Annotated in this window: 13 protein-coding genes and 1 tRNA gene; 8 read left to right on the top strand and 6 right to left on the bottom strand. The window is 40.6% G+C overall.

Translation table 11 applies throughout. From position 1 onward, the window contains the following. Positions 1 to 48 precede the first annotated feature (48 nt). Positions 49 to 579 carry a GNAT family N-acetyltransferase gene (locus tag FHS57_RS20295; protein WP_183976894.1) on the bottom strand — a complete coding sequence of 177 codons (531 nt, stop codon included), beginning with the start codon at positions 577 to 579 and terminating at the stop codon, positions 49 to 51. Between the two features lie 466 nt (positions 580 to 1,045). Here FHS57_RS20295 and FHS57_RS20290 point away from each other — a divergent pair, with 466 nt between their 5' ends. The 7 genes from FHS57_RS20290 (at position 1,046) to FHS57_RS20260 (ending at position 9,250) form a co-directional block, all read left to right on the top strand. Continuing rightward, the gene (locus FHS57_RS20290) at positions 1,046 to 1,303 is read left to right on the top strand and encodes an Arm DNA-binding domain-containing protein (protein WP_183976892.1); all 258 of its coding nucleotides are present in this window, start codon (positions 1,046 to 1,048) and stop codon (positions 1,301 to 1,303) included. A gap of 7 nt (positions 1,304 to 1,310) precedes the next feature. Beyond that, a complete protein-coding gene (locus tag FHS57_RS20285; protein ID WP_183976890.1) occupies positions 1,311 to 1,706 on the top strand; it encodes a DUF1016 N-terminal domain-containing protein in 396 nt (131 codons plus the stop codon). Further along, positions 1,639 to 2,085 (top strand): PDDEXK nuclease domain-containing protein, encoded by a 447-nt coding sequence (locus FHS57_RS20280; protein ID WP_183976888.1) that lies wholly within the window; start codon positions 1,639 to 1,641, stop codon positions 2,083 to 2,085. Before FHS57_RS20285 ends, FHS57_RS20280 begins: the two co-directional genes overlap by 68 nt. A 180-nt stretch (positions 2,086 to 2,265) precedes the next feature. Next, entirely contained in the window at positions 2,266 to 5,337 is a 3,072-nt protein-coding gene (locus FHS57_RS20275) for a type I restriction endonuclease subunit R (RefSeq protein ID WP_183976886.1), read from the top strand. Then, a complete protein-coding gene (locus FHS57_RS20270; protein WP_183976884.1) occupies positions 5,331 to 6,956 on the top strand; it encodes an HsdM family class I SAM-dependent methyltransferase in 1,626 nt (541 codons plus the stop codon). Before FHS57_RS20275 ends, FHS57_RS20270 begins: the two co-directional genes overlap by 7 nt. Next, positions 6,949 to 7,995, top strand: coding sequence for a PDDEXK nuclease domain-containing protein (locus FHS57_RS20265; protein ID WP_183976882.1), 1,047 nt, complete (start codon positions 6,949 to 6,951; stop codon positions 7,993 to 7,995). Before FHS57_RS20270 ends, FHS57_RS20265 begins: the two co-directional genes overlap by 8 nt. After that, on the top strand, positions 7,985 to 9,250 hold the full coding sequence (locus FHS57_RS20260; RefSeq protein ID WP_221225680.1) for a restriction endonuclease subunit S: 1,266 nt from the start codon (positions 7,985 to 7,987) through the stop codon (positions 9,248 to 9,250). The genes FHS57_RS20265 and FHS57_RS20260 overlap by 11 nt, the downstream gene beginning before the upstream one ends. A gap of 263 nt (positions 9,251 to 9,513) precedes the next feature. Here the strand turns inward: FHS57_RS20260 and FHS57_RS20255 are convergent. The 4 genes from FHS57_RS20255 to FHS57_RS20240 form a co-directional block, all read right to left on the bottom strand. Then, a tRNA-Ala gene (locus FHS57_RS20255) sits at positions 9,514 to 9,587 on the bottom strand. 212 nt (positions 9,588 to 9,799) lie between these two features. Beyond that, a complete protein-coding gene (locus FHS57_RS20250; RefSeq protein WP_183976880.1) occupies positions 9,800 to 11,185 on the bottom strand; it encodes a leucine-rich repeat domain-containing protein in 1,386 nt (461 codons plus the stop codon). A 90-nt stretch (positions 11,186 to 11,275) separates the two neighbouring features. Further along, complete coding sequence (locus FHS57_RS20245; protein ID WP_183976878.1) at positions 11,276 to 12,289, bottom strand: sugar kinase; 1,014 nt, start codon at positions 12,287 to 12,289, stop codon at positions 11,276 to 11,278. 23 nt (positions 12,290 to 12,312) lie between these two features. Then, on the bottom strand, positions 12,313 to 13,089 hold the full coding sequence (locus FHS57_RS20240; RefSeq protein ID WP_183976876.1) for a hypothetical protein: 777 nt from the start codon (positions 13,087 to 13,089) through the stop codon (positions 12,313 to 12,315). A 210-nt stretch (positions 13,090 to 13,299) separates the two neighbouring features. Here FHS57_RS20240 and FHS57_RS20235 point away from each other — a divergent pair, with 210 nt between their 5' ends. Beyond that, complete coding sequence (locus FHS57_RS20235) at positions 13,300 to 13,932, top strand: peroxiredoxin (protein WP_122930200.1); 633 nt, start codon at positions 13,300 to 13,302, stop codon at positions 13,930 to 13,932. Positions 13,933 to 14,064: 132 nt separating this feature from the next. Here the strand turns inward: FHS57_RS20235 and ahcY are convergent, their stop codons facing one another. Then, the gene (gene ahcY, locus FHS57_RS20230; protein ID WP_028524543.1) at positions 14,065 to 15,381 is read right to left on the bottom strand and encodes an adenosylhomocysteinase; all 1,317 of its coding nucleotides are present in this window, start codon (positions 15,379 to 15,381) and stop codon (positions 14,065 to 14,067) included. Between the last annotated feature and the right edge of the window lie 28 nt (positions 15,382 to 15,409).

The raw sequence follows: 15,409 nt of genomic DNA, 5'->3' as shown, positions 1-15,409 counted from the left end.
AACCCGTGTTATGTCTTTATTCTTCTTTTTTAGTTCTGATTTGTTGCCTCATACTGTTTCAAATTCTTTCGGATAGACTACTGTCCCCGATATGTTTTTAAGCCCATCAGTCGCTAATTCAATTGCCATAAATACATTTGAAGGAACGTCAAATGGTGCTTTTATTTTCCATTTGTCGGCTGGCTGAAAACCGAATTTTGGATAATAATGTTCGTGTCCCAAAACGATTACTGATTTGAAACCCAATTCTTTTGCTACTTCAAATCCTTTTCTGATTAGTTGCCCACCTATTCCACATTTTTGATATTCAGGTCTAACAGCCATAGGTGCAAGTCCTAAACTTTCGTTCAAGTTTCCTTTGTCGTCTTTTATACTGATTTTGGAAAACAAAATATGCCCAACTATTTTATTGTTGTCAGTTGCTACAATTGAAAGTTCTGGAACAAAAGCTATCTGATTAATTCTTAAAGCGTCAACCAGTTTTGCCTCGTTGTCCTGTCCAAATGCAATATGATTAAGTTCAAAAACTTCTCTAAAGTCGCCCTGCTTTTCTCGTCTTATTTTAATCTGTTCTGTCATCTTTTATATTATGTAGTGTCGTCTTTTAGGGTGAGGCATAACGAGTGGATAGACGCCACACCATCGTTTTCAAACGCGTATAAGTTTTTGTTGGCGGTTGTATGACGTCTATTTCGCAATGGTAAGTAATATCTTTACACTCAGCCGCTAGCCTAAGTTGAAAGCCTTCATTTACGTTAAGCACATTGTTGGGTTAAATCAACAAAAAATTTTCGTACAATTAACAAAACTTTAATTCAAAACGCCAACTTTCTAACGCATTTATTATTCGGTGAACGTGGTTGGCAGGAGAAGGGGGGAAGTTTGGGGGGCACTCGCGCTATCGGAGCATACTTTTGGCGTAACTGCAAACGAAAAGGCAGTATAAAGGAGTAGGATAAGGGCTTAAAAAGTAGAAAACCAACGCGTTATAGTGCGGTGGCCTTAGTTTGAGCAGAGTCGAATAAGTTACCTTAGAAAAACCACTATGGCCACCACAAATGTTTACCTTGACACTCGCCGTCAACTTCAATCTGGAGAGTATCCTATTTACCTTCGTGTCACCAAAGCCAGGAAATCGAGTTATGTTTCTTTGGGTTTTTCTTGTAAAAAGGAACTGTGGGATGACATTAATAACCTACCCAAAAAGCGCCACCCTCTTTACAAAGAAATCACGATTGCTATCGAGAAGGCAAAACTGGAAGCAAACCGAGAAATTCTTAACATGCACAACGACGACCAATGAATATTCTATGCTTTCAATTCTGCCGTTATCAACGGCAGAATTGAAAAATATTGATAGTCAATCAATTGCATTTAGCCAGTTATCAACTGCCCAATTTGAAGGACTTACGCCTGAGCTATTTTTCGGTATTGGTTTTACACAACATATTCTGCTGCTCAATAAATGCAAAGATTGGAAAGAACGGCTTTTTTACATACAAAAAACTGCCGAAAACCATTGGACGGTTGAAATGCTCGAATGGCAAATCAAAGCCAATTTGTACCAAAAACAAGGGGCAACGATTCAAAACAATTTTGATAAGACCTTGCCCAAAGCCTTACAACACAGCTCGACGCTTGCTTTTAAAGACGAATACCTGCTCGACTACATCAATCTGGGCCGCCAGCGCGGTCGAAACCGATGATGAACGTGTGGTAGAGAAGGGAATCGTGAATAGTATCAAGGAATTTATAATGAAAATGGGCAAAGGCTTTTCGTTTATTGGCAATCAGCACCGATTGGTCGTTGACGAAGACGAGTTTTTCATAGACCTGCTTTTTTATAACCGCATCTTGAAATGTTTGCGGTCCGCCGAAGCGGTAGCATTTGAACTCAAAAAAGGCAAATTTCGCCCACAAGATGCAGGTCAACTCAACTTTTACCTCAATGTGCTGAATGATACCGAGCGTCAACCCGACGAAAACCCCGCCATCGGGATTGTGCTGTGCAAAGAAAAAAACGAGAAAACGGTAGAGTATGCCTTTCAGCAAATATCCAACCCAATGGGCGTAGCAGTGTATTAGCTCAGTAAAGAACTCCCCCAACACCTCAAAAATGTATTGCCCGATGCTCAGACTTTACAGCAACTACTGGGGTGATAGATTCATAAAAAGTGTTTTGACATACTCAGTAACTAATTGTTTGTTTTTGACTAATATGTCGCTTTCTTTGCGTTTTATTAGCCATTTCTAACTACTCAGGTTATGTCATTCAATGAAAATACTCGTGTCAAGATTCCTGCTATTCTTCACCTCTGCCGTTTGGGGTACAATTATTTGTCACTAAGTCAATCAGTGATAGATGAGAGTACTAACATATTTACCGAAATTTTTACAACGAGTATTGCTAAAATAAATCACGGGATTGAGCCAGAAGAAATCCAACGTACCTTTGAAAAGGTGTCACTAACCCTTGATAATGAGGACTTGGGGTGTGAATTTTTTAAACTCCTTACTGCTACATCGGGAGTAAAATTGTTGGATTTTAAGAATTTTGAAAATAATAGCTTTCACGTTGTTACTGAGCTAACTTGCAAGAACGGTGAAGATGAGTTTCGACCTGATATTACACTTCTAATAAATGGTATGCCTCTGGCTTTTATTGAGGTAAAAAAGCCTAACAACCGAGAAGGTGTTTTAGCCGAACGAAAAAGAATCAACGAGCGCTTTGGAAACAAAAAATTTAGGAAATTTATCAATATCTCTCAACTATTGGTTTTCTCAAACAATATGGAGTATGATAAAGAGTCTATTGTACCTATTCAAGGGGCGTTTTATGCTACTACCTCATTAAAAGACACTATATTCAATTGTTTTAGAGAAGAGCAAGCGCTAGACCTTTCCCAGCTTCTTAAACCAGAGGATGATGCCTTAGAAAATTTTGTTTTGAAAGATAACAACTTATCTACCATTAAATATTCCCCCGAGTTTATTACAAACAAGGAGGTTAGTACGCCTACCAACCGAGTCATCACCTCGCTTTTTAGTAAGGAGCGCTTAAAGTTCTTATTGAAATTTGGAATCGCTTATGTACAGGAAGAAAAGGGGCTTGAAAAGCACATCATGCGTTATCCACAGATTTTTGCTACCAAGGCCATCGAAGCACACCTAGACCAAGGGGTCAAAAAAGGAATTGTATGGCATACTCAGGGGAGCGGAAAAACAGCACTTGCGTATTATAATACCCACTTTTTGACCGATTACTACCAGCATAAAGGTGTTGTGCCTAAGTTTTATTTTATTGTAGATAGGCTTGATTTACTAACTCAAGCAAGTAAGGAGTTCAAAAGTAGGGGATTGGTGGTACATACGGTTAACTCCAAAGAAGAACTTATTGCCGATTTTAAAAAGCAACAGGCGATTCATAACAAAACGGGGCAACGCGAAATCACGGTTGTAAATATTCATAAATTCAAGGAAGATACCACTGTTCTCTCCTCAAATGAGTACAATATCCATATTCAAAGGGTGTATTTTTTAGACGAGGTTCACCGAAGTTATGACCCCAAGGGTAGTTTTTTAGCCAATTTAACCAACTCTGATAAAAATGCCGTTATCATAGGCTTGACTGGAACTCCCTTGATTGCAGATGACCGTAAATCGAAATTTGTCTTCGGAAATTATTTTCATAAATATTACTATAACTCCTCAATTGCAGATGGTTATACCCTAAAACTCATTCGAGAAGACATCGAAACGACTTACAAGATTCAGTTGGTCGAAGCGATGAAAGAGATTGAGGTGTTGAAAGGAAAAACGGATAAGAAAATTATCTATTCCCATGAACGCTTTGTGGAGCCAATGCTTGACTACATCGTTCATGATTTTACAGAAAGTAGAACCAAGTTTGGAGATAAAACGATCGGAGCGATGGTGGTTTGTGATAGTTCTGAACAGGCTGAAAAACTATTTGAACTGTTTACTACAAAGTACGTCATCCCTCAAACGGTTTCTTTTCATCAACAAGCCTCTTTTGCAATGGCTGCCGAGCCTATGATGGCCTACAAAAATAATGCTCCATTGTCTGCTGCGTTGATTTTGCACGATGCTGGTTCAAAAGATGATAGGAAACAACAAGTCGAAGATTTCAAAAACGGTAAGATTGATATTCTTTTTGTGTTCAATATGTTGCTGACAGGCTTTGATGCCAAACGACTCAAAAAACTCTATTTGGGTAGGGTAGTACGGCAGCATAATCTTTTGCAAACACTTACCCGAGTAAATCGCCCCTACAAAGAGTTTCAATACGGGTATGTGGTGGATTTTGCCGACATCAGCAAGGAATTTGACGCCACTAACCGAGCGTATTTCGATGAATTGCAGCAGGAGTTGGGCGATGAAATGGAAACATACTCAAACATCTTCAAGTCAAAAGAAGAAATTGAGTCCGAAATAAAGGATATAAAAGAGCAACTCTTTCATTTTGATTTGAAAAATGCTGAGTACTTCTCGCGGCAAATCTCCGAAATTGAAGACCGTAAAAAAGTACTTGAGATTAAGAAAGCGCTTGCTACGTTGCGGGAATTATACAATGTTATCAGGCATTTGGGGCACTTCGACCTTTTGGAAAAGACCGATTTCCAAAAATTCAATGATTTGTTTAAAGTTGCTAACGACCGCTTACAATTGCTCAACGATAGAGAGGCATTGATGAACAGTCCCGAAACACTTAATTTGCTCAATGTCGCCCTCGAAAACGTGCTTTTCATGTTTCGAAAGCGCTCTGAAAGCGAGTTAGTATTAGCAGACCAGCTTAAAGATACCTTGCGAAAAACCCGCGAAGCACTTGGTAGTAATTTTGACCAACGAGACCCCGAATTTGTGTCGCTTTACGACGAACTGCGACGCTTGTTTAGCAAGAAAAACCTCGATGAAGTGTCTCAAGAAGAAATGAGGGCTAATATTGGGGCATTGCGGTTGATTTACGATAAAGTAACGGAGCTTAATCGAAAAAACAATCTCCTCAAAGCCAAGTACCAAAATGACGTAAAATTTGCTCGCTTGCACAAACGGTTGGTTGAACGGGGAAACATCACAAAAAGAGAGTCAGAAATCCATGAAATACTGACTGATATAAAGCAACAAGCCGATGACGTAGTTCTTATTAATCAGCGATTGTTGAAAAATGAGTCATATTTTGAGCAACAGATGCAGAAGATGATTATAACGGGTTTTCAGAAAACAAACGTTAAATTAGCCCCCGATTCTGCCAAGTACATCAATGCTTGCGTGGTAAAAGAATATCTAAACGAATATCAAGGAATAACTAAATGGTAGTACAAGATTTTACAGCAAATACTAAAGACCTGATTGACAACCTCAAAAGTATTTGTACCTCATACGGTTTAGGCAATGATGGTAATGAATTTAAAATTATCACGCAGGTTTTTCTGTATAAATTCATGAATGATAAGTTTGGCTACGAAGTCAAACAGATTGACCCAAGTTTGCAAACCGCCGATAAGTGGGAAGTAAAAATAAACGAATATTCCGACGACGACTACGAAATGTTGCTCTTGCAGCTCAGCCCCGATAGCGCCAAACTCAAACGGGAGCATTTCTTAGCGTCATTGTTTGAAAAACAAAACAACGAGGAGTTTGCCAAAACGTTTGATGATACCCTTCGTGACATTGCTATCTTCAACAATGAAATATTTTCGGTAAAGACAGGAACGGGGGCTAAAATCACCCTTTTCGACGAACTGAGCCAGTTTGTGGCTGACCCTTCGCAACGAGATAATTTTTGTAAAGCTATTGTTAATCAGTTGGTTAATTTTAGCTTTGAGCGAATATTTGAACAAAAGTTCGATTTTTTCTCTACCATTTTTGAGTACCTCATCAAAGATTATAACAAAGACGGTGGTGGTAAATATGCCGAATATTATACCCCTCATGCCGTTGCCAAAATCATGGCAGCTTGTTTGGTTGATGCCCCCGTACAAAACGTCACTTGTTATGACCCGTCGGCGGGTTCGGGTACGCTCCTGATGAATTTGGCTCATGCCATTGGTGAAGACCGTTGTACGATTTATTCGCAGGATATTTCGCAGAAATCAACGGCTATGCTGCGCCTTAATCTTATCCTGAATAACCTCGTTCACTCTATTCCGAATATCATTCAAGGCAATACGATTCTTGCTCCTTACCACAAAGAGGGCGACAGATTGATGAAATTTGACTACATCGTCTCGAATCCTCCTTTTAAACTTGATTTTAGCGAATACCATGCCGACCTACTAGCAAGCAACAATAGCGAACGTTTTTTTGCGGGGGTCGCCAATATCCCCAACAAGGATAAAGACAAAATGGCTATTTATCCCTTGTTTATTCAGCACATCATGTATTCGCTTACCAGCAAGGGACGAGCTGCTATTGTAGTGCCTACGGGTTTTATTACGGCTCAAAGCGGCATTGAACGTAAGATTCGGGAGCGATTGGTGGAGCAGAAAATGCTGCGTGGCGTAGTGAGTATGCCCAGCAATATCTTTGCTACTACGGGTACAAACGTTTCGATACTGTTTCTGGACTGTGCCAATACCAAAGGTGATATTGTACTGATGGATGCCTCTAAACTTGGCACAACCGTAAAAGAGGGCAAAAATCAAAAAACGCTACTCTCGACCGAAGAAGAACAGCGCATCATTGATACCTTCAACCGCCACGAGGCTGTGGAGGATTTTTCGGTGGTGTTGAGCTACGAACAAATTGCCGAAAAGAATTATTCGTTTAGTGCAGGGCAGTATTTTGATGTAAAAATTGAATATACCGATATTACGCCCGAAGAATTTAAAACCAAGATGGATGATTTTAAGGCAAATTTGAGCAATCTGTTTGCTGAGTCAAAATCTTTGGAAGTCCAAATAGAAAAGGCTTTGGAGGGGCTACGATTTGAATAACGACCTCAAAAACAATGACATACTCTACGATAAAGTGGCTCAGCTCATTGAGCAAGCCCGCAAGCAAGTAGCTACTGCCGTAAACTTGGCAATGGTACATACCTATTTTGAAATAGGCAGAATGATTGTGGAAGACGAGCAGCAAGGCAAACAAAAAGCTCAATATGGCAAATACATTATCAAAGACCTTGCAAAAAAACTTAATGATAGGTTTGGGAAAGGTTTTTCGGAGGTTAATTTGAGACAAATGAGGGCATTTTATGAAGCCTATTCAATTCAGCAGACGCAATCTGCTGAATTGGGGAAAGTACGTTTTACGCTCTCGTGGTCGCATTACTTGGTACTGATGCGAATCCCAAATCCTGATGAGCGGAGCTTTTACGAAATAGAAGCTACCAACAACAACTGGAAAATCAAAGAGTTAGAACGCCAATACCATTCGAGCCTATATCAACGCTTGGCGCTAAGCCGAGATAAAGAGGGCGTAAAATTGCTGAGTCAAAAAGGGCAAATCGTAACATCAACCCTTGACGTACTCAAAGACCCCTATGTGTTGGAGTTTTTGGGGTTGAAAGAAGAACATCAGTATTCGGAAAGCCAATTAGAAACCCGTATCATCGACAACTTACAATACTTCATGCTCGAACTCGGCAAAGGCTTTGCTTTTGTGGGCCGACAAGTACGGTTTTCCTTTGACGAAAGCCACTTTAAGGTGGACTTGGTTTTTTATAACCGCCTGCTGCAATGCTTCGTTCTGATAGATTTGAAGATTGGTAAACTTACCCACCAAGACCTCGGACAAATGCAGATGTACGTAAACTACTACGACCGTTACGAAAAGCAAGACTACGAAAAACCAACCATCGGTATATTGCTCTGCCAACAAAAAAACGATGCTTTGGTAGAACTTACTTTGCCCAAAGATGCCAATATCTACGCCGCAGAATATAGCCTCTATTTGCCAGAAAAGCAATTATTACAACAAAAACTAAACGAATGGGCAACCGAGTTTGAAAATAATTTGAAAAATGATGAGTGAATTAAAAAAACATAAATTCAGTGACCTTTATTCTATGAGTTCAGGGATTTCGTCAAAACCTGAACAAGCAGGGCACGGTAGTCCTTTCCTCACTTTTAGTGACGTTTTTAATAATTACTTTGTTCCTGATTCACTGACTAACTTAATGGATACGTCTGAAAAAGAACAGGAAACCTATTCGATAAAAAAAGGCGATATTTTCTTGACTCGAACAAGCGAAACCATTGATGAATTAGGCATGAGTTGTGTTGCTCTTAAAGATTACCCAAATGCTACATATAGTGGATTTGTTAAGAGATTAAGACCTTTACAAGATGATGTTACCTATGAAAAATATATGGGTTTTTATCTGAGAAGTCGTTTTTTTAGAAAAACGATGACCAATAATGCCGTTTTAACATTGCGAGCGAGCTTAAACGAAGAAATTTATTCATACCTACATCTTTATCTTCCTGATTACAAAACACAAAAAAACGTAGGCGATTTTCTATTACTTTTAAACGAAAAAATAGCCCTCAACAATCGCATCAATGCCGAACTTGAAGCAATGGCAAAAACGCTGTATGATTATTGGTTTGTACAGTTTGATTTTCCCAACGAAGAAGGCAAGCCCTACAAAACATCGGGTGGAGCAATGGTTTGGAATGAAGAGTTAAAAAGGGAAATTCCTGAGGGGTGGGAGGTTGATAAATTAGATAAGGTAGTTAGCATTGTAAGAGGAGCGTCCCCAAGACCGATTGATGATTACTTGAGCGATGAAGGAGTAAATTGGATAAAAATTTCAGATGCAACAGAATCAAATAATAGATTTATCGTAGCAACCAAACAGTTTATTATACAAGAAGGGGTTTCAAAAAGTAGGTTTCTTAAACCTAATACCTTGATTCTTTCAAATAGTGCATCACCTGCAATTCCTCGAATTGTAAAGATTGAGTCTTGTGTGCATGATGGGTGGCTTATCATAGATAAATATAAAGATGGTTTAACAATTGAATATTTGTATCACTATTTTGATAATGAACGGCCTAATATTTTAAATTTAGGGAATGGCAGTATTTTCAAAAACTTAAAAACAGAGTATTTGAAGGAATATAAGATGGTTATTCCACCAAAATCAATATTAGACCAATTTATGCCAATATTTAAAGATTTAAGCGATAAAGTGTACATAAATACACTCGAAAACCAACAACTTGCCACTTTACGAGATTGGTTATTGCCAATGCTGATGAATGGGCAAGTGGTGGTGGAGTAGAGGATGAAATGACGCCTTTCCAGAAGAATGTTCATATCATAAAGAGCCTATAAAAGTGAATGCACGGAAGTAATAACTTTGAAATACTTTCGCAACAGGTGCCCTGTACATTGTTTACGGGGTATTTTTTGTTTTAATGCAGTCTCAAAATGGAAAAATTTAAGCTAAAGAATCCACTAAAACAATTCTAATTTGTTTTGGCAATGTTTGAGCAGAAACAAAAAAGAGTTACGATTGTGGTCGTAACTCTTTGATAATGAAGGTGGAGAAGATGGGATTCGAACCCACGACCTCTTGCATGCCATGCAAGCGCTCTAGCCAGCTGAGCTACATCCCCTTAAAAATGCTATCGGTGCGACGCTTCGCCAAGCGCTCTAGCCAGCTGGTACGCCAGTCCGATGAGCTACATCCCCTTAAAAATGCCATCGGTGCGACGCCTCGCCAAGCGCTCTAGCTAGCTGGTACGCCAGTCCGATGAGCTACATCCGAAATCGGAGTGCAAAGATGAATTTTTGATTCGATTTTTGCAACTACTTTCCCCAAAATTCTTTAATAAGAAACGTCCGTTTTGTTTTGGGTTAAATTTTCCATGATGGGTTTTGAACGACTTAATAACATAGGATCCTCAGTGACAGGATTTTCGCGGAGGTACAGCTTTTTGAGTCGTTTTAGTTGTGGCATTTGAGTGGGGAGTTCGCTAAGGTTGTTATAGCTCACGTCAATCTCTTCAACGACCGATAAAGCGCCAATGGAACCTGGTAACACACTAAATTGATTGTGATTGAGGTCCAAAATGGTCAAACGCTTCAATCTTTTGAGGCTGCTGGGCAGACTAGAGAGTTTGTTGTGGTGCGCATACAGGGCCTGAAGGCGTCTCAACTTCCGAAGGTTTTGGGGTAGATGCGTCAGTTGGTTATTTGACAGTGCCAATTGCTGTAATCTCCGCATTCTTCCGATGGACGAAGGCAATTCTTTAAGGTTGTTGTGGTACAGGTCAATCACTTCTAGCCTTCTTAGTTTGTTGATGCCTTGCGGCAACGTGTTGAGGTCGCACGAATACAAATTGATGTCGCGCAAGCGCCGCAAACCCAGAAAACTTTGGTCGTTTAGCTGTGAAAGTTTGTTGTAGCCCAACCATAAACTTGAAAGCTTTTTACAGGCTTGAACCGCCGCTGGAACATCAGTAAAACGATTGTTCTGGATATTTAAAATACGGAGTGTTTTGTTGGGCGTGAGCGTTAAGCTGTTGTTTGACAATTGGTTGGCATTGAGCCAGAGGTGTTTGAGTTTGGGTAGGCGAGTTAAATCTATGTTGGCATTCTTGAGCTCATTTCCGCCTAAATTAAGCTCCTTCATTTCGGTAAACTTATAAATTATCTCTGGTACTTCCGTTAGTTCAAGCTGATTGAGGGCAAGGATTTTAACCGTATCAGGTCGGGTGGTAGCAATTGCGTCATCGAGGGTGCTAATGACATTGCGGCCTTTGGGAAGCTGGCGTATCAGCCCAATGTTAATAAGTTGGTGAAAAGAGTACGCTGCCGTGATTTTAACGGGAAAACGATAGTTATCCAAATAGACACGGAGCGAATCCAATACCTTCGTTTTCGATTCTTCCGATACTTTGCCTTCAAAACTATAAAGAAAATAATCAAAATGACCTTCCTTGCCAACATAAAAACGTGCCCATAAAATGCCGTTATCTTTTTTAGTACTATTTTTTCTTGCCTGACCATTGACACTGAGCAAGAACGCTTGTTGCGATTTGAAATACGAATCAGCCGCGCCATCAAAAAACTTTTTGGGGCTAGGATAGAGGCTGTCCAATTGCTTTACACTCAGGTGCTTGCTTTCTGCTTCTGAGAAAGTCATGATTTTTATTTGCGAATACGCAAACGAGCTAACGAAGAAGATAGACGACAAAAAAAATAGTTTCATAGTTGTAGGAGGTTTACTCTTCTAACTACGAAACTAAAGATAATATTTTGTAAAACAATATATAAAGTAAAATTTTATATAAATTTTCTCTTATCGAGAAAGTTTCCCAGAGCTATCACCCGAAGATAACCGTTCAACTTCGTCTATGGAAACCAAGTTAAAATCGCCTTCAACGGTATGTTTGAGGGCAGCCGCCGAGGTGGCAAACTCAAGGGCGTGCTGCACACTTTGGTCAAAATAGTCGTAGCCATACAAAAAGCCAGCGATAAAAGCATCACCGCTTCCGATGCGATCCACAATGTGGTGAATGTCGTAGGTGGTAGTTTTGTAAAACTTCTCGCCATTCCAGGCTTTTCCCTTCAATTGGTTGTGGGAAGCACTGATGGAATCTCGTTTGGTGTCAAGGATCAGCTTAATGTTGGGATACTTTTCCATGATTTGTTTTGAGGTGGACACCCACTTGTTCTTATCCTCGGGTAGGGGCTTAATCCCAAATAAATCATCGGCATTGCTATTGCCGCAGACGATGAGGTCACAGTAAGATACCAATTCTGGCATAATATCCTGCGGTGTTTTGCCCCAATTCCATAGACCTTTACGGTAGTTTACGTCTGCCGAGATTTTAACGCCCAACTTTCGGGCGGTTTGCACCGCTTCTAAGCAGGCCTGTGCAGCACTTTCCGACAGGGCAGGGGTGATGCCCGTGAAGTGAAACCAATCGGCACCCGTCAGAATTCGTTCCCAATCAAAACTATCAGCCTCAAGGGTACAAAAGGAGTCATTGAGGCGGTCATAAATCACTTGGCTTGCTCGGGCGTTGGCACCATTTTCTACGAAATAAATTCCCATGCGGTCGCCACCTAACTGGATTTCGGAGGTGTCGAGGCCGTATTTACGCAGGTACATGATGGCAGCTTTCCCAATGTCGTTGTTGGGAAAACGGGTCACGTGGACGGCTTGAACGTCCCATTGGGCAGTTGCAATCGCAACGTTGGCTTCTCCACCAGCGTAGGTAATGTCAAAACGATGGGCTTGGCTAAAACGAGCAAAAGCAGGCGGTGATAACCGCATCATGATTTGACCGAAAGTAACAATTTTTTTCATACCTTGTAAAGCTAAGTTTTGGGCTATTTACTCCGTTTTTCTTGGCGTTTTTTGATGGTTTTTTTAGCCCATTGATACGAATCTGTAAAAACTTCACTTTCAATCGTAAAGCCTAAACTATAATAGGGGCCGTTGTAATTGGAGGGTACATTTTTTTGGTACAACGCATAGCGATAGCCACCTTGGGCACTGAAACCCACCCACCGAGTTGCTTTCCATTTAAGAAAGAGCCCGACTTGGGCAGGCATAAAAATATCGTTTCGCCGCCAAATCATCAAATCATTCAGAAGTTTGTTTCTCGAACTTTGGGTTGCCCCCACACCCAGTTCAACAGGTATGCTAAAACGCCAACGCTTGTTTTCAATGATATTGGGAAAATACATTAAGCTAAAAAAATAAAGGTCGGTTTTGGTATAGTACCCCAAATTGATGACTTGCGAAGCATTTTTACGGAAGTCAATGAGTCGTAGAAATGAGTTAAACGTAAGCCAATAATACCCAAAAGTAAGTTCATGGCGTTTCCGCCCAAATTTTATTCCTGTATTTACGCCCCAAATATTGACAAATTTTTTGTCAATAAACGAACTTCTAGCGTCCCAGTTGAGGGTGTACATGAGGTTGGGGCCGCGCCTCATGCTGTCTTGGCTACTGGAAAATAATTCTTTGAGGAATTTGAGCGATTTAGGAGTATGGGTAGAGTCACTGGTTTTGACAGAAGTGGAGTCAACGTCAGCTGCCCACACTCGAGCAGGAATGGTAAAGGTGGTTAAAAATAGATAGAAGAGGTGTTTACGAAACATGCTGTACTTCACGCTAAAACAATTATTATCAATAACGTTTTTCTCAGAAGGTTTAGTTTTATTTTTTTGCTAATTGGAACAATTTTTACTGTACGTTTGTACTACATTTGTCAAGCCTCCCAAAAAAGAGGCTTTCAATTATCGGATAAACCATACAAAGCCGATAGTCTATAAGTAAAAATATTCATTCCACAAAAACTCTTATTTATCATGTCACTTAGATTAGGCGATGTTGCCCCAGATTTTCAAGCGGATACTACGCAAGGCCCTATCAGTTTCCACGAATGGTTAGGTGATTCTTGGGGATTGTTATTTTCTCACCCTGCCGATTTTACACCAGTTTGTACGACAGAATTGGGCAAAACGGCGTTATTGAAGGGCGAATTTGCAAAAAGAAACGTAAAAGTAATAGCGGTGAGCGTGGATGATTTGGATTCTCACGCGCGTTGGGTACCAGATATAAACGAAGTAAATGGTACGGAAGTAAATTTCCCAATCATTGCGGATGAAAACCGTAACGTGGCAACGTTGTATGACATGATTCACCCAAATGCGAGTGAAAAAGCAACGGTTCGTTCGGTGTTTGTGATTGGCCCAGATAAGAAAATTAAACTTACGTTGACTTATCCAGCATCAACAGGCCGTAACTTCAACGAGCTTATTCGCGTTATTGATTCGCTTCAACTAACGGCTTATAACCAAGTAGCGACGCCAGCAGACTGGAAACCAGGAGAAGATGTGATTGTGGTACCTGCTGTTTCGACGGAAGATGCCCAGAAAAAATACAGCGATTTGCGAATCGTAAAACCTTATTTGCGTTATACCGCGCAACCTAATAAGTAAAAAAGCTATTTGGTCAGACGATAGTCAGACCAAATAGCCTTTTTTACCTTTGGGTCTGACTATCGTCTGACCCTGTTTGACCTTTTTGCTCGGTCTGACTATCGTCTGACCGAGCAAAAAACAAGTAATGGCTTAGTAGCGGTACAATTCTGATTTGAATGGCCCTGCTACTGTAACACCGATGTAAGCTGCTTGCTCTTCATCAAGGGTTTCAAGCTTCACCCCAATGTGTGACAAGTGCAATTTCGCTACTTTTTCGTCGAGGTGCTTAGGCAAGATATAAACTTGTTTTTCGTATTTGCCTGGGTTGGTGTATAACTCAATTTGTGCCAATGTTTGATTACAGAATGAGTTTGACATCACAAAAGATGGGTGACCCATCGCACAACCCAAGTTCACCAAACGACCTTCTGCCAAGACGATGATTTCTTTGCCATCTACTGTATAAAGATCAACCTGTGGTTTGATTTGCTCTTTCGTTGCGCCGTAGTTTTCGTTCAACCAAGCCATGTCGATTTCGTTATCGAAGTGACCGATGTTACAAACTACTGCTTTGTCTTTCATTGATTTGAAATGACGGCCTTTGATGATGTTGATGTTACCTGTCGCCGTTACAAAGATGTTAGCACGCGTCGCAGCTTCATCCATCGTAACTACTTCAAAACCATCCATCGCTGCTTGTAATGCGCAGATTGGGTCGATTTCGGTCACCAAAACGCGGCAACCAGCACCACGAAGTGATTCTGCCGAGCCTTTACCTACGTCGCCATAACCTGCTACAACGGCCACTTTACCAGCCAACATCAAGTCAGTAGCACGACGGATAGCGTCCACCAATGACTCTTTGCAACCGTATTTGTTATCAAATTTCGATTTAGTAACCGAATCGTTTACGTTAATTGCTGGAAGGTGCAATGTGCCGTTTTTCATACGCTCGTACAAACGGTGTACACCTGTTGTTGTTTCTTCCGACAAACCACCGATTCCTGCAATCAACTCAGGATAGTTGTCAAACACCATGTTTGTCAAGTCACCACCGTCGTCAAGAATCATATTTAATGGCTGACGCTCTTCTCCGAAGAAAAGTGTTTGTTCGATACACCAATCAAATTCTTCCGCAGTCATACCTTTCCACGCATATACTGAGATACCCGCGGCAGCAATAGCAGCAGCAGCGTGATCTTGCGTTGAGAAGATGTTACATGAAGACCAAGTTACTTCAGCACCCAATTCAACCAACGTTTCAATCAAAACGGCAGTTTGGATAGTCATGTGCAAGCATCCTGCGATACGAGAGCCTTTCAATGGCTTCGTAGCGCCATATTCAGCACGAAGTGCCATCAAACCAGGCATTTCGGCTTCCGCCAAACGAATTTCTTTGCGGCCCCAATCGGCCAATGTGATGTCTTTAACTTTGTACGGTACGTACGTTCCTGTTGCTACTGACATTTTATGTTAATATTAAATGTGATTGCTT

Source organism: Runella defluvii, from assembly GCF_014195535.1.
Taxonomy (GTDB): Bacteria; Bacteroidota; Bacteroidia; order Cytophagales; family Spirosomataceae; genus Runella; species Runella defluvii.
The sequence above is the reverse complement of the archived record's forward strand: the minus strand, read 5'-3'. Positions and strand labels throughout refer to the sequence as shown.

What these genes read in the sequence shown, in the direction of transcription:
- FHS57_RS20295 (WP_183976894.1), bottom strand. Translation starts at nt 579, where the DNA reads ATGACAGAACAGATTAAAATAAGACGAGAAAAGCAGGGCGACTTTAGA.
- ahcY (WP_028524543.1), bottom strand. Translation starts at nt 15,381, where the DNA reads ATGTCAGTAGCAACAGGAACGTACGTACCGTACAAAGTTAAAGACATC.
- FHS57_RS20275 (WP_183976886.1), top strand. Translation starts at nt 2,266, where the DNA reads ATGTCATTCAATGAAAATACTCGTGTCAAGATTCCTGCTATTCTTCAC.
- FHS57_RS20235 (WP_122930200.1), top strand. Translation starts at nt 13,300, where the DNA reads ATGTCACTTAGATTAGGCGATGTTGCCCCAGATTTTCAAGCGGATACT.
- FHS57_RS20285 (WP_183976890.1), top strand. Translation starts at nt 1,311, where the DNA reads ATGCTTTCAATTCTGCCGTTATCAACGGCAGAATTGAAAAATATTGAT.
- FHS57_RS20290 (WP_183976892.1), top strand. Translation starts at nt 1,046, where the DNA reads ATGGCCACCACAAATGTTTACCTTGACACTCGCCGTCAACTTCAATCT.
- FHS57_RS20245 (WP_183976878.1), bottom strand. Translation starts at nt 12,289, where the DNA reads ATGAAAAAAATTGTTACTTTCGGTCAAATCATGATGCGGTTATCACCG.
- FHS57_RS20260 (WP_221225680.1), top strand. Translation starts at nt 7,985, where the DNA reads ATGATGAGTGAATTAAAAAAACATAAATTCAGTGACCTTTATTCTATG.
- FHS57_RS20250 (WP_183976880.1), bottom strand. Translation starts at nt 11,185, where the DNA reads ATGAAACTATTTTTTTTGTCGTCTATCTTCTTCGTTAGCTCGTTTGCG.
- FHS57_RS20270 (WP_183976884.1), top strand. Translation starts at nt 5,331, where the DNA reads ATGGTAGTACAAGATTTTACAGCAAATACTAAAGACCTGATTGACAAC.
- FHS57_RS20240 (WP_183976876.1), bottom strand. Translation starts at nt 13,089, where the DNA reads ATGTTTCGTAAACACCTCTTCTATCTATTTTTAACCACCTTTACCATT.